Raw genomic sequence first — 13,105 nt, 5'->3', positions numbered from 1 at the left:
ATTCAACCAGCTTAAGACAAATTATTGCTACTGAAAGGACTGAAGCTCCCAAAAGAAAAGAACGAAAAGCGTCCAACCGCCCATATTGAGTATATCTATAAAACTTTTCCCCTCAAACATTTTATCCTCTTACACAAAAACTTTTTATCTTGTTAAAACAGGGGACCATGATGGGACCCAAGATTTCCGCAAATTTTCTTGTTCCCGAACCGTCGATAGCCATTACATAAATTTCGCCTTTACCGGATCTGTTTGAATAAAATGTTACAAATCTTCCGTCTGGCGACCATGTCGGATTTTCATTATTTCGCTGATTATTTGTAAGTTTTGTTATCTTTGCAGTAGGCAAATCATAGACATATAAGTCATAATTCCCTTTTGGCTGCCTCATTGTAAAAACAATTTTATCGCCGCGCGGAGGCCATGACGGAGAACCGCAGAAACCGCTTGTCGTAAGCCTTCTTATATTTCCGCCGTTGACATTCATTATATAAAGCTGCGGGATAGCCGGGTCTGTCTGAAATAAATACTATCTCCCGTTCATTAGGAGCAAAGGACTTGTATCAATGTACGAACTGTTAGTCAGCCGCTGCAGTATTTCACCGGATGTATTGATCAAATACAAATTCGGATATCTGCCACGCGATAAAGTCAGAAGTATTTTTTTCCATCCAGAGAAAACGAACCGGCGGTATTCAATCCCTGATATTTTGAAATAATGCTGCGTCTGTTTTTAACAAGATCTAATACAAATAAATCGGGATTATTGTAGAGATAACTTGTATAAATTATCTGTTCCCCATCCGGTGACCACTTAGGAATAATATTTATTTTATTGTCTTTTGTAAGTCTGTGAAGATTATACCCGTCATAATCAATAATGTATAACTCTTTAAATCTCGTACTGTCATTTACAAAAACTATTTTTGAACGCGCTATGCCCATTTCACCCGTAAACTTTCTCACAATTTCGTCGCTTGCTTCGTGAGCCATATATCTGTAGTTTAAAGATTCGTTTTTATAATTACACTTCCATATTGTTTCTCCGCTGATAACGTCAACCATTTTTATCTCAAGAACGAGTTTATCACCGTTAATAGACACAGAACCTGTAAGAAGAACTGATGCTCCTCCTCTTTTTTCCCATAAAGGCAACTTTTACTTAAAAACGGTCTTCTCACCGTCTTCAAATGCGTTTTGTATTACATTGAAATGTCTGGAAAGAATGAGATCATTTTCTATTATCTCTTTTAAAAGTTTTGCATATTTTACGGAATCATCTTTTTTATCCGCAGCAATAAAATATTCTACAGCAATATCAGATCTTTTTCCAGTCGCGGAAAGAGAAAGACAAACATTGCTCTGCGCATAGATAGTCACCACAAAAAACAAAACCGTAAAAATAAATAAGATTTTTATTATTATTTTGATATTTTAATTCCTTTATTTGAATTCAAAGAAAACTCCCAGCGAATCGTATTCATAACCGTCAGGCAAATAATTAAAAGGCACCACTCTGCGGATTGCATCTAAAGCATATTTATCGTATTCGCCGTTTCCCGAAGATTCTAATCATATGCTGTTCCGTCTCTGCGGATTTTAAAATATACAAGCACTTTAAGCTTTCCGTAATTCTCACCCCACATCCACTGTTTCCATATTTTCCTTATTATCTGCTCACTATAGTAAGAATACTTGAAACTCTTAGCATCAAAAGAAAGTCCCTCATACTGCGAGTCTGTTCCGGCAAGCAGTTTATCGGAATCCGGTGCTTGAAAAGTTTCAACATTGCTGCTATTGCCTGAAAACTCAACTATTTTCAGTTTTTTTCTCCAACAGATTTTGCGGACTGCTTATCTGATTTTTTTGTGTCAGTTTCAATTTGAAATTTCGGCTTCTCTTCGAATTTTAGTCCGTCCGTTTTTTTCCGGAGCTTTTTTTTCTTTACGATTATATCTTCTTTGCTTTTTATCTGTTCCCATGCCGCTACCGCTCCGGTTTTTTTGAAGAAACTGCAGCCGGTGATTGTTCTGCTCTCTGACTGGATGGAGAATAAAAAGAAACTTCTATAGTCGAAGACAAAAAAACAGGATTTTCCTCACGGTGAAACAGAAAATAAATCGCCACATGCAAAAAATACTGAAACTATTAAATAAGGAAATAAATTACCTCTTTTGAGCATTATTATATATTTCGATACTCTCTTTTGCCGTTAAAGATTCCGGACTTTGCGGAAAATCTTTTATTATTGACGAAAACATTCTTATCGCTTCCTCATTTTTATCAAGCTTTTGGCAGCATAAAGCTATTTTAAGCCTTGCAGACGACACCAAATCTGATCTTTTTTTATAACGCTGCTCTACTTTTTTGTATTCTTCAAGAGCTTTGTCCCACATACTCATAGAATAAAAACATTCACCCATATAAAACTGAGCTTGTGGCACAAGTTCAGCATTAGGATATTTATCTGCAAACGACTGAAATCCCGAATACGCAAGGTCAAATTTTGCCATTAAGTAATCGCCGTAAGCGTTCTGGTAAAATAAATGAAGGCAGAACAGATTGGTCGTTGCTTTTTGATCTTTTATCTGTAACAACTTTCAAATCATGTATCGCCTGGCTTAATACAGAAATCTTATTCTGCAAATCCTGCAGCGAAGCACTAAGAACGTCAAGCATCACATAAGTCGAATCAGCTTTTGTATATAAATCGAACTGATTTTCCCGGAGTTCTTTATTCTGTATCTGCAACCGCGATAGCTCGCCTTTCAAATCTGTAATTGCACTTGAATTTAACGTGATGCATCATCCAGAGTGGTAAAAACCATAATAAATATAAAATATACCGATATAAATCTGTAATGTTTAATCTATCTTTGTCTCACCAGCAGTTTCGTTTCCACTCTCCTGTTCTTTGCCCACCCTAATTCATTCTTTCTAAAATCAACAGGCTTTTCATGTCCGTACGAAGTTGTTGCAATCCTGTTGGCAGCAACTCCAAGCAGCGTATAATACTCCTTAACTTTTAAAGCTCTGCACTGTCCTAAAGACAAATTGTATTCGGCCATACCTCTCTCATTGCGGTATGACCTTCAAGAACAACCTTTATATCAGGATTGCTTTTTAAATAATCCACATTTTCTTTTAATATTTCCATAGAATCTTTTCTGAAATCATTTTTATCAAAATCAAAATATATGCTCTTAAGATTTATATCTCTATCGAAATGATTACCTCTTATCGACGGTTCGTCAGTAAAAACAATTGTTTCTACGCTGTCTGTACTGTCTATATTGTCATGCTTTATGTCTTGTTTCTTACAGCCTGCTGTAAAAATAAACGTGGTAGCCAGCACCAGCAATAAAAACTTTTTCATTTAAAAATTCATCTGCTTTTATTTTCCGCTTCTCAACTATTCTATACATTATTATACTTTTCTGTCAACAGAAAGTAGCTCAACTCCAAATGTGCGAAAGACACTTCTGTCGGCTGCAATAAACATAAAAGAATATTGCGCTCATAAGGTTTTCGATACAGTAATAACGGGTTTTAACAGTTTTTCTTTTTCTATGACGTAGACGTGAAAGCCTTTTTGTTTTTTTAATTTTTCCCATCCTGATATTGAGCCTGAGGAAATATTTATTTTTTTTACACTTACACTTCTGCCATAACAGCGATGAGAAAAACCTGCGGCAACAAACCTTAAAAAAGCTTTATTAACTCATTAAAGTCCGACAATGTAACTATTTTTTTATTAAATATATCCCGTATTTTTGCGGCATTTGGCAGATCCTTAACATAGTAATGGAAAACTTTCTTCATAACGACAAATCCTTTTTTTTCACCATAATATTCCACTGAATATTGGACGTGTTTCTTTAACCATTCCACTTTTTCTTTTTTTGACGGCAATGGCAGTTTTTTACCGCTACTAAAAAATGCTTCAAGTCTTTTAAATATCGAATAATTGCCTAAGGCACCGCGTCCTATCATAATTCCAGCGCAGTTTGGCACTCGTAAAAAATCAGCCGCAGTTTTTTCATCTACAACACCGCCGTTTGCAATAACGGGAATTTTTGCGCCGGCACAGGAAGCAGCGAATAATTTTAAATCAGGGAATCCGGAGTGTCCCTGCGAAGCAGGTCTTGCATGCACCGCAACCATTTTTATCCCGCAATTATACGCTACTTTGATAATTTCTGTTGCCGCATTATGTTCCGGCAAAAGACCAGTGCGAATTTTAACCGTAACGGGGACATCAACACTTTTTACAACAGATTCTAAAATTTCCGAAACAAGCTTTTCATCGGCGAGAAGTTTAGCTCCAGCGCCGGCTTTCGCTACTTTCTTCACAGGACATCCAAGATTGACATCTATGATGTCAACGCCACTGTTTCTGACAATTTTTGCCGCTTCCGCCATAATATGAGCAACACTGCCGAAAATCTGCGCCGCAACAGGTCTTTCATCCTCTGTTGTTTTTAAAAGTTTTTCTGTTTTTTCATCACTACGGACAAGCGCTCTAGCAGACAGCATCCCCGTATATACAAGTCCGGCTCCACCGCTTTTTGCAAGACGACGCAAAGGTAAATCCGTTATCCCAGCCATAGGGGCAAGAATGATATTATTGTCAAATTCAATATTTCCTAAACTTAACTTCTTCACTTTCACCTCGCAAAAGACATCGTTTTTACGCCGTATTTACCAACTATTTTACAGCAGTTTAGAAATGCAAAATGAAAAAACAAAAGCACAAAGCAAATGGCACATAAGCTTATGCTTTTCAAAGCTATATACGAAATATTATCCTCTTATAACCGCCAGTTTTCCAATGGAAGAGACGGATTGGGTTTGAGTTGAATGTTGTCGTATTTCAAACCACATTTTTTTTGTTTAAAATACGCAGCACAGCCTATCATCGCGGCATTATCTGTAGAATAAATAAGAGACGGAATAAAAACCTTTGTATTATTTTTTTGACCGGTTTCCAAAAAGATTTTTCTTATAAGAGAATTTGCGCTCACTCCGCCGCCAAGCACAATCCGTTTTAAATTAAATTTTTTCGCAGCCTCAAAAGATTTAAAGCAAAGTGTCTCCGCAACAGCCTGTCTAAAAGAAGCACAGATGTCATTTAACTGTTTCTCATTTCTAACCGGATTTGTTTTAAGATAATTTAAAAGAGCCGTTTTAATTCCAGAAAAAGAAAAATCCCAGCTCCCTTTCAAGTAAGGTCTTGTAAACCTGACCGCTTCAGGATTTCCGCTTTCCGCTATTTTATCTATGATAGGACCACCCGGATAAGACAGCCCGAGCATTTTAGCGGCTTTGTCAAACGCCTCACCCGCGGCATCGTCTCTTGTGCTTCCGAGTACTTTATATTTTCCAAAATCTTCCACCACGACTAATTCCGTATGTCCACCTGATATTATTAAGCTTAAAAACGGCAGTTTTACGGACCTATTTTCAATAAGTGAAGAATAGAGATGTCCATCTAAATGATTTACCGGTATTAAAGGTTTTTTATAAACGCAGGCAAGCGATTTTGCGGCAATTGCTCCGACAAGTAAGGCACCTGCAAGACCGGGACCAGAGGTAAAAGCAAGAGCGTCTATTTTTTGAGAAAAATCAGTAAAATTTATACCAGCATCACTTAAAGCCCGCCATATTACGAGATTGATATTTTCTATATGAGAGCGACTCGCAAGCTCCGGAACAACGCCAAAAAATCCGGCGTGTATTTTTATCTGGGAATAAATTACGACCGACTTTACTTTCAAACCATTCAAAACTACCGATGCCGAAGTTTCGTCACATGAAGTTTCTATTGCAAATATATTCATATTCCACAATTAGCCTTTTGAAGATTTTTTGAGACTCATAAAAGTTATATTGAAATAATTTTTCTCAGACGAATAAAACTTATACGTTACCGAACCGTCGGCATTATCCGCTCTGCTCAAACCTACTTTCATGGAGCTGGCAACACTTCTAAAACTCTTTTCAAAAGTTCGAGCGGTTTTACCAGATTTAAGTTTTATTATTTTATAAAATTCATTCCATGCAGCTGTTTTTTTATTCCGCTCTCTTATATACTGACTTAAGATGTCATTTTCAACAATACCATTTTTAACCAAAACGCTCTCTATCTTTCTGTTAAGCGTCGCATTCGTATATATTTTCCGATTATGCGCAAGCTGTATGGAAAACCATATTCCTACCCCGCAAAAAAATAATACTATTACATACATTTTAACCCATATACTTTCTTTTCTAACTTTGTGCGGCACAGTATTCTCCTGACCAAATCTCATCCTGAAAAAGTTTAGTTTTTTAGGATGACAATAAGATGTACAAGTCAATCATTTTTTTCTTTTTATCCGTTTTATTTTCTTTGCCATTTTTGCCTCACTTAGAACCGTTGTATTTTATCATTTCGGCAATTTTATTTTCTTTTATGATTTCCAAAACTTAATTTAAGGCACTGTCTTCAATTCTGTCCCTTCGCATATAAATTCTGATTTCCTCTTCGCTAACTTTAATTTCTATATTATAACTTTCTTTACATTTTTATTATCAGAACAGTTTATAAAACGACCTGGCGGAAGATAATGCTCTGCAACCGTAAGTCTTAAAGCCACACCATTAGACCAAAGGCACAACAAACTGAAGGTTTCTCTTTCCAAACCCATTGTTCCCTACTATTAATCCTACATTGCTCCGCCGAAGCCGAACCTATGTTTACAAGTATAGCAAGAGGAATATCAAAAAACTCTCCGTCACAGGGGGGGGGGGGTAAAATATTCTTTTTTCATTTCCTCAACTCTGCTTTTTACGGTAAGAATAAACATTTTATCCTTCATAAACATTACGGCAGAATCCAGAAAGAAGTCCGTCAGAATTGTTACTCAAATCTAAAATTAAAACATGAATATCCTGTTTTTTGTAACCGGCAAGCACGTTTTTGATATTGCCTGCACTTTGACTACTAAATCGGTAAGTCATGCTGTCATCAAACAGAGTTGTTTCTATTATTTTAATTTTTATCTCTTTTCTTGCAAGATTAAACTCAATTTCACTTAAAACATCGTTTCTTGAAACCATAATTTTAACCTTTTTCCCAGCTTTGCCCCGACATTAAGCTTAAGGCTTCATCGCCCAACATATCTGCCGTAGATTTATCATCAATGTACGGTTGATATGAATTGTTTTTAGCCATAATGCGAAGCCCCGTGCTGCCCGCGCTAAATCCCTTCGATTTTATTTTTCATTTTTTTATATGCTTTTTCCCCATATACTACGAAAACGAATCAAGCGAGAATGCCTTTAATAGTGCCGGCGACCAAATCTTCAGAATCTGTCTCGAAAATGTATTTTGCATTTATTAATTCCATAACGTTTATCATCAGTTTAAGCTTACCATAGGTTTTATCGTTATCGACTACATCAAAAGTATTCACCCTGTAAAAAAATAAAAATACATTGGTAAACACAATTTTTTCTCAATTTCATTCTTATCTCCACTGGTATGGAAGTCCGTTATTAAAAACTGACGGCAAAAAGACAGGTTTCGGATTACACATGCCCCCATAACAGCTTATAAATGTTGTTGGACTTTTAGCGAGACTGACAGAAGGAAGACGGTCTTCATTTAGCCTGAAGCCACAGTATCGGATCAACAGGAGTATTATTATGTCTTATTTCAAAATACAAAACGTTGTTCTCTTCTCCGCTGCCAAGCTCTGCAATAACAGCACCTTTTGAAACTTTTTGTTCTAGTTTAACAAACATTTTGCCTAAAAGACCGTAAATGCTAAAATTTAAATCACTGTGATCTATTATAATAACTTTCCCGTAAGAACGGAACTGCCCGGCAAAAACTACAATCCCAGATTCAACGCTTTTTACCTGACTGAAATCAGCGGCCTCTATTTTTATTCCGTTGCTTATTACATAAGTATCAAGGTCAGGATGTTTATTCCTGCCGAAACCTAAGACAACTTTCCCGCCTACAGGCCACGGAAGAGATTTTTTTCTTCCCGACCGTACAGCAGGAGGACGCACTGCGGCTGTCCGTTTCCTTTTGTTTACCTCATTTATTTTATCTATCAGCCTCTGCAACGCTTTTGCGCTTTCACTTAAAGTTCTTATTTCCCGTTCAGCGGTAAATCTTCTATTTAATATAATATCCGAAAGTTCTTTTTTTTCTTTGAGCATATTTTTATAACGTTCCACAAGTTTGCTTTCTTTAAGCTGCAGATTTAAAAGATCTTTTTTTGATCTTTCACATCTTTTCATGCTTGCTGCAGAAATCATCGCCAATTTTTTTTCTTTTTCAAAATTCTCCTTCTTATATTCCAAAGATTTTCGCCTTATCTTATACTCCACAGGATTTTGCTCATAAGAAAAAGTCATTTTATTGAAAAGTTTGATATCGTCAAGCAAAACATGATTCCAAACGGCGCTTCTTGAAGAAGAAGCATTGTATACTTTTGAAAAGTTATCAAGATTATATTGAGTGGTTTTTATATTTACCAAGATCTTTGCAAGTTTTTTTTCGGTTTTTCCTATACTATCGTTAATAGACGTCAGCTCTTCTTTAAAAATTCTTTCCTGGCGGATAAGTTTATTTTTTTCCCGTTCCTTTTCTTTTATTGATTTTTTAATTTCGGAAAGCTTTTTTGACTGCACTTTTATATCTTCGCTCTGTCCTGATAACGATACAAAAGAACAAAATAACAACAAAACAATTAAAATAAATATTTTTTTCATATTAGTCCAATACGGCTCCTAAAACAGCAATAAAAGGTACTATTGAAAATATCGCTATCTTATCGATTAACAAAGGATACCGCGCACAAATGCAGATAGTCCACAAAATAAGAAAACCGGACATCGAAGACAGTAAATACGAGAAAATGTTTGCAACAATCTTTCTTGTATCCAACTCCTGTTCCAAAACGAAAAATATGCATTTGAAAACAAATAAAATAAAAATAATAACCGCAAAAACAAAAAATATTTTCCGGCAAAACGACAATAAATTTTCAATTTCTATATAATGCTTAAAAACCGTCATATCAAACACTATTTCATCAATGCCGGAAATTCTCTCTAAAACATTTTTCATCTTCGAAAGAAAATTTTCATATGGTATGGATTTTGGAGTAACTAGCACATACGCCTGAACTGATTTTGCGGCATCCGGCACGGAAATATCTTTTAAAAATGGGTTTCTTTCAACGGCTTTTGAGTAAGCTTCGACTGCGTTTACATACTCTTTTACCGACACCAAACCCGTAGCTTCGATCTCTCTACTTATAACTGTGTCATCTACGGAATTTTTGTCAAAAAAGACGACTATATTGAGGGTTTCCGACAATGTTTTAGCATAGTTTTTAATCCGATAATAATGTCCTGAAACCAAAATACAAAATGCGCACAAAGACGCAACAGTAATAAGTTTCAGCGACTCAGAGGCTGTTTTTATTGTAAACTTACAGATTTTCATATCGACTCCATAAAAAAATATTATACATTTCCGCCATACGCAACACATCAAAAACTAATTCTATGATACAAATTTCGGCACGCGTCCGCTATTATCAAATACCTGTGCCTGATTAAATTTTCAGTTTTAAGTATTTTCTCTTTCACTTCCAGCCGGATTTTCAGCAGCACCAGCCAACTCTTTTTTGATAACATCAATCGAAACATCGCCGCCGAAATTTCCACCGTCAAAAGGCAGTTCTGGTTCAGGCTCATTATCGGACTGCTGCACATCTTTAGGCATATCTTCAATAAGGGGAAGCTCGCTTAGATGCGCAAGCCCTAAATGTTTTAAAAAATCCTGCGTTGTATCGTAAAGCAAAGGTTTTCCCAAAGCTTCTTTTCTGCCTGCCACTTTTACCAATTTCCTATCAAGAAGAGTGTCAATAACCCCTGAAGATTCAATGCCTCTGATTTCATCAATTTCAGCTCGCGTTATGGGCTGTTTATAGGCAATAATTGCCAGAGTTTCAAGAGCTGCCGGAGACAATTTCAAAACAGACTTTTCTTTGAAAAGTTTTTTTATCCACAGAGAATACTGCGGTTTTGTAGCAAAAGTCCAGCCATCTGCGACAAATTTAATTTCATAAGGTTTATTTAAATTTGCATATTTTTCTTTGAGTTCGTTTAAAATATTTTCAATATTATCAATATCGGCGTAATCCGTTTTTATCAATTCTTTTAATTCTCTTAAACTTAAAGGTTTTTCAGAAACAAAAAGCAGTGCCTCCAAAATTTGTCTGACTTCAGATATTTCCATCATCTTCCTCTCGTATTGTGTCGGTTTCAGAAACCAATTTCAAACCGGAGTTAACAGATTCCTGCAAAAGCTATTTTTGTTTATCTTCTTTTTTCATAAATTTAAAAATATATTTATTATATTCTCTCGATTCAGACTCAATATAATTTCAGACACTTGCTCTTTCAAAGTCCCTCGTAAGATATTTAGCTTGTACTTGATATATAGCCAATTCTACGTGTTTTGGGTGCGTTATATTCCATGTAAAGAGCTTCAAAATTGCTGCGAAATAAATATCTTTTACTTCCTTTAAATGTCCATTTTGTTTTCTCCTTTTTTAACTTTAATCGCTCTATTCCGGCGACTGATTCATCGGATTCAATTGGGCATCGTTCACAGCCCATCGTTGGTAGTGCAGCTGAAGTAGAGAAAGGAATGCTGTCACCATCAAAATGGTTAACTACTCTCCTCACTACTACACCTATTTCCGTCACAACACTGCTAGAGTTCTACTCTGCATTCTCGTTATACGGTTCACTAAGGAAGCCTTAGTAGTCTGTTCCGACTTATCGATCAAAGCAAAAAGATTTTGATGCTCCACACATCTATCATCTTAGCGAGTTTGTTTATATCTATAAGCCACATAACTATATCTCTCTGCGCCCGTTAAGAGAACCCCTTAACTCATTGAACATCCTTATCAGCTTTGACTTCTCTTCTGTCCCTTTTTCTTTCTAGATCACACAGTACTATTCCAATATTACTTAACCTATTATCATCTGCTCTAACACATTTATTTTTCCGGCATAGAACATACGATCATCAATATATCCATTTAACGAGCTTTACTTATTCGAAACGATATCCGAATCCGAGATGACTTCAACTATGGTCTTTTTTAACGGTATATCTGTTGGTTTCGGGATAACGTTCTGATAGACAGACAATATAACATAAATAGTGGTTGTTAACAACAAAACCAATAATTTAGTTTTCAGCAGTCTCCCTTATTCTTCTTTATTGTAAATCCTATAAATTCTTATTTCCGAAAATAATTCGGACTGTTTAGCGACAATCTGCTTATTTTTTACAAGTTCCAAAACAGCCATAAAACACACTATCAGCGCTGTTTTAGTCTCTTGCATTCTTAATATATCATTAAAAGAAATATACTGTCTTCCCTCTAAAACATCAAGAATTTCCCTGATTTTTGTCTCAATAGGAATTTCCTGGTACATAATTTCTTTTATATTTTCCGGAAGCCTCGTTAAAGCTGTGCGAAAACTGCCCACTAAATCAAAAATCGTAGCATCTAAAACAAAATCCTGTTTATTTATCGGGAGAGCCGGTCTATAGTAAATCTGCGAATTTTCTATAATTTTATACGATAAAAGTCTTCCAAGTTCCTTATATTTTTGATATTCAAAAAGTCTGTTTTTAAGAAAACTTAAAGAATCGTCCTCTAAGATATCTTTTTCATTATTTGACGGAATAAGAGTTCTCGCCTTTATTTGTATAAGAGTCGACGACATAACAAGAAATTCACCTGCTATATCAATATTAAGTTCCTGCATCAAATCAAGATACGTAAGGTACTCGGCTGTTATTTCGGCTATTTTTATCTCGTTAATTTCCAAATCGTTCTTTTTTATAAGATGCAGAAGAATATCTAAAGGTCCCTCAAATGTATCAAGATGTATGTCATAAACCATAACAATCCCATTCTTCTATCACAACGAGCAGAGCCTATCCTCTAGAGTATCTGTATTTTTACATTCTTTTCAGGATATTTAAAATCCTAATTTTTTCAAAAGAAATCAAACAGCCGGCAAACATCTATTAAAACTTCATTGCTTTGCGGATCTCTTCCATGGTTTGCTGCGCAATTTCCGCGGCTTTTCGGCATCCCGCTTCAACTATCTTTTCCAAATACGCTTTATCGGCAATTAAGTCTTTTCTTTTCTCAGTCAAAGGTTTCATAAATTCAGAAAGCATTTCCATTAACTGTTTTTTACACGACATACACCCTATTGCACCTGCTTTGCATTCTTCTTCCCTATTTTTATATTCTATGCCAAATATTTCGTGAAACGCAAAAACTACACAACCGCATGGATGTCCGGGATCGGCTGTTTTTATTTTTAGAGGATCCGTAAACATACTTTTAACTTTATCCCTTAAAATATCATCGCTTTCGCCAAGCAGAATTGAGTTGCCGTAAGATTTTGACATTTTCCTTCCGTCTAAGCCCGGAACGCTTGCAGTTTTTGTAAGTTCTTCTTTAGGTTCAATGAAAGTATCACCGTAAAAGTTGTTAAATCTTCTTGCTATTTTGCGAGTAAGCTCCAGATGCGAAAGCTGATCTTCTCCGATAGGAACAATATCGGCTTTATACAGAAGAATATCTGCAGACATTAAAATAGGATAGCCTAAAAAACCGTAATTGCTGAGATCTTTATTTTTGATTTGACTTATTTGTTCTTTGTACGTAGGACATCTTTGAAGCCAGCTCAGAGGAGTTATCATAGAAAGTATTAAAAACAATTCACTGTGATAAAGTACTCCTGATTGTTTAAAAAATACACTTTTTTCGGGATCTATACCCGCGGTAATCCAATCGGCAACCATTTCTAAAGTATTTTCATTAACTGCAGAAGTATCAACATAACTGGTAGTTAAAACATGCCAGTCTGCTGACATATAATAACATTCACATTCATTTTGAAATTTAACCCAGTTCACCAGAACGCCGAAATAATGACCCAAATGGAGCCTGCCTGTTGGACGCATACCTGACAACACTTTACTCATATAATTTTC

The 13,105-nt window shown here is 35.7% G+C and carries 18 protein-coding genes; all 18 read right to left on the bottom strand.

Going from position 1 to position 13,105, the window contains the following annotated elements:
* Positions 1-121 precede the first annotated feature (121 nt).
* The 18 genes from RSTT_RS02270 to trpS all read right to left on the bottom strand — a co-directional run bounded on the left by RSTT_RS02270 (position 122) and on the right by trpS (position 13,096).
* Positions 122-487, bottom strand: a complete 366-nt coding sequence (locus tag RSTT_RS02270; protein ID WP_096525520.1) for a TolB family protein — start codon at positions 485-487, stop codon at positions 122-124.
* A gap of 164 nt (positions 488-651) precedes the next feature.
* Positions 652-1,155 carry a beta-propeller domain-containing protein gene (locus RSTT_RS02265; RefSeq protein ID WP_096525519.1) on the bottom strand — a complete coding sequence of 168 codons (504 nt, stop codon included), beginning with the start codon at positions 1,153-1,155 and terminating at the stop codon, positions 652-654.
* Positions 1,156-1,158: 3 nt separating this feature from the next.
* Positions 1,159-1,383: a hypothetical protein gene (locus RSTT_RS02260; protein WP_096525518.1), complete on the bottom strand. Its 225-nt coding sequence runs from the start codon at positions 1,381-1,383 to the stop codon at positions 1,159-1,161.
* Between the two features lie 782 nt (positions 1,384-2,165).
* A complete protein-coding gene (locus RSTT_RS02255; RefSeq protein ID WP_096525517.1) occupies positions 2,166-2,513 on the bottom strand; it encodes a tetratricopeptide repeat protein in 348 nt (115 codons plus the stop codon).
* The gene (locus RSTT_RS02250) at positions 2,500-2,772 is read right to left on the bottom strand and encodes a hypothetical protein (protein WP_149030017.1); all 273 of its coding nucleotides are present in this window, start codon (positions 2,770-2,772) and stop codon (positions 2,500-2,502) included. Before RSTT_RS02250 ends, RSTT_RS02255 begins: the two co-directional genes overlap by 14 nt.
* A gap of 98 nt (positions 2,773-2,870) precedes the next feature.
* Positions 2,871-3,068 (bottom strand): OmpA family protein, encoded by a 198-nt coding sequence (locus tag RSTT_RS02245; protein WP_096525515.1) that lies wholly within the window; start codon positions 3,066-3,068, stop codon positions 2,871-2,873.
* Positions 3,044-3,376 (bottom strand): OmpA family protein, encoded by a 333-nt coding sequence (locus RSTT_RS02240; RefSeq protein WP_096525514.1) that lies wholly within the window; start codon positions 3,374-3,376, stop codon positions 3,044-3,046. The genes RSTT_RS02245 and RSTT_RS02240 overlap by 25 nt, the downstream gene beginning before the upstream one ends.
* A gap of 326 nt (positions 3,377-3,702) precedes the next feature.
* On the bottom strand, positions 3,703-4,665 hold the full coding sequence (gene dusB / locus RSTT_RS02235) for a tRNA dihydrouridine synthase DusB (RefSeq protein ID WP_149030016.1): 963 nt from the start codon (positions 4,663-4,665) through the stop codon (positions 3,703-3,705).
* A 146-nt stretch (positions 4,666-4,811) separates the two neighbouring features.
* A complete protein-coding gene (gene tsaD, locus RSTT_RS02230) occupies positions 4,812-5,840 on the bottom strand; it encodes a tRNA (adenosine(37)-N6)-threonylcarbamoyltransferase complex transferase subunit TsaD (protein ID WP_015423315.1) in 1,029 nt (342 codons plus the stop codon).
* Between the two features lie 9 nt (positions 5,841-5,849).
* Positions 5,850-6,287, bottom strand: a complete 438-nt coding sequence (locus RSTT_RS02225) for a hypothetical protein (RefSeq protein WP_096525512.1) — start codon at positions 6,285-6,287, stop codon at positions 5,850-5,852.
* A 255-nt stretch (positions 6,288-6,542) separates the two neighbouring features.
* Positions 6,543-6,689, bottom strand: a complete 147-nt coding sequence (locus tag RSTT_RS06110) for a hypothetical protein (protein WP_172412823.1) — start codon at positions 6,687-6,689, stop codon at positions 6,543-6,545.
* Between the two features lie 160 nt (positions 6,690-6,849).
* Positions 6,850-7,101, bottom strand: a complete 252-nt coding sequence (locus RSTT_RS02220; protein WP_096525511.1) for a S41 family peptidase — start codon at positions 7,099-7,101, stop codon at positions 6,850-6,852.
* A 206-nt stretch (positions 7,102-7,307) separates the two neighbouring features.
* Positions 7,308-7,490, bottom strand: a complete 183-nt coding sequence (locus RSTT_RS02215) for a hypothetical protein (RefSeq protein WP_096525510.1) — start codon at positions 7,488-7,490, stop codon at positions 7,308-7,310.
* A gap of 154 nt (positions 7,491-7,644) precedes the next feature.
* The gene (locus RSTT_RS02210) at positions 7,645-8,769 is read right to left on the bottom strand and encodes a murein hydrolase activator EnvC family protein (RefSeq protein WP_096525509.1); all 1,125 of its coding nucleotides are present in this window, start codon (positions 8,767-8,769) and stop codon (positions 7,645-7,647) included.
* A 1-nt stretch (position 8,770) separates the two neighbouring features.
* Positions 8,771-9,508: a hypothetical protein gene (locus RSTT_RS02205; protein WP_096525508.1), complete on the bottom strand. Its 738-nt coding sequence runs from the start codon at positions 9,506-9,508 to the stop codon at positions 8,771-8,773.
* 126 nt (positions 9,509-9,634) lie between these two features.
* Complete coding sequence (gene scpB, locus RSTT_RS02200) at positions 9,635-10,306, bottom strand: SMC-Scp complex subunit ScpB (RefSeq protein ID WP_231941962.1); 672 nt, start codon at positions 10,304-10,306, stop codon at positions 9,635-9,637.
* A gap of 986 nt (positions 10,307-11,292) precedes the next feature.
* Complete coding sequence (locus RSTT_RS02190; protein WP_015423310.1) at positions 11,293-11,997, bottom strand: segregation and condensation protein A; 705 nt, start codon at positions 11,995-11,997, stop codon at positions 11,293-11,295.
* A gap of 127 nt (positions 11,998-12,124) precedes the next feature.
* The gene (trpS, locus tag RSTT_RS02185) at positions 12,125-13,096 is read right to left on the bottom strand and encodes a tryptophan--tRNA ligase (RefSeq protein WP_096526009.1); all 972 of its coding nucleotides are present in this window, start codon (positions 13,094-13,096) and stop codon (positions 12,125-12,127) included.
* Positions 13,097-13,105: the final 9 nt, after the last annotated feature.

Origin of the sequence: Candidatus Endomicrobiellum trichonymphae (genome assembly GCF_002355835.1) — a bacterium.
Classification (GTDB): domain Bacteria; phylum Elusimicrobiota; class Endomicrobiia; order Endomicrobiales; family Endomicrobiaceae; genus Endomicrobiellum; species Endomicrobiellum trichonymphae.
Note: the sequence above shows the minus strand (reverse complement) of the source record. Positions and strands in the feature narration are given on the sequence as shown.

Bases quoted from the DNA above. Each gene is read 5' to 3' on its own strand.
- RSTT_RS02270 (WP_096525520.1), bottom strand. From the start codon at position 487: ATGAATGTCAACGGCGGAAATATAAGAAGGCTTACGACAAGCGGTTTC.
- RSTT_RS02255 (WP_096525517.1), bottom strand. From the start codon at position 2,513: ATGGCAAAATTTGACCTTGCGTATTCGGGATTTCAGTCGTTTGCAGAT.
- RSTT_RS02245 (WP_096525515.1), bottom strand. From the start codon at position 3,068: ATGGCCGAATACAATTTGTCTTTAGGACAGTGCAGAGCTTTAAAAGTT.
- RSTT_RS02240 (WP_096525514.1), bottom strand. From the start codon at position 3,376: ATGAAAAAGTTTTTATTGCTGGTGCTGGCTACCACGTTTATTTTTACA.
- tsaD (WP_015423315.1), bottom strand. From the start codon at position 5,840: ATGAATATATTTGCAATAGAAACTTCATGTGACGAAACTTCGGCATCG.
- RSTT_RS06110 (WP_172412823.1), bottom strand. From the start codon at position 6,689: ATGGGTTTGGAAAGAGAAACCTTCAGTTTGTTGTGCCTTTGGTCTAAT.
- RSTT_RS02220 (WP_096525511.1), bottom strand. From the start codon at position 7,101: ATGGTTTCAAGAAACGATGTTTTAAGTGAAATTGAGTTTAATCTTGCA.
- RSTT_RS02210 (WP_096525509.1), bottom strand. From the start codon at position 8,769: ATGAAAAAAATATTTATTTTAATTGTTTTGTTGTTATTTTGTTCTTTT.
- RSTT_RS02205 (WP_096525508.1), bottom strand. From the start codon at position 9,508: ATGAAAATCTGTAAGTTTACAATAAAAACAGCCTCTGAGTCGCTGAAA.
- scpB (WP_231941962.1), bottom strand. From the start codon at position 10,306: ATGGAAATATCTGAAGTCAGACAAATTTTGGAGGCACTGCTTTTTGTT.
- RSTT_RS02190 (WP_015423310.1), bottom strand. From the start codon at position 11,997: ATGGTTTATGACATACATCTTGATACATTTGAGGGACCTTTAGATATT.
- trpS (WP_096526009.1), bottom strand. From the start codon at position 13,096: ATGAGTAAAGTGTTGTCAGGTATGCGTCCAACAGGCAGGCTCCATTTG.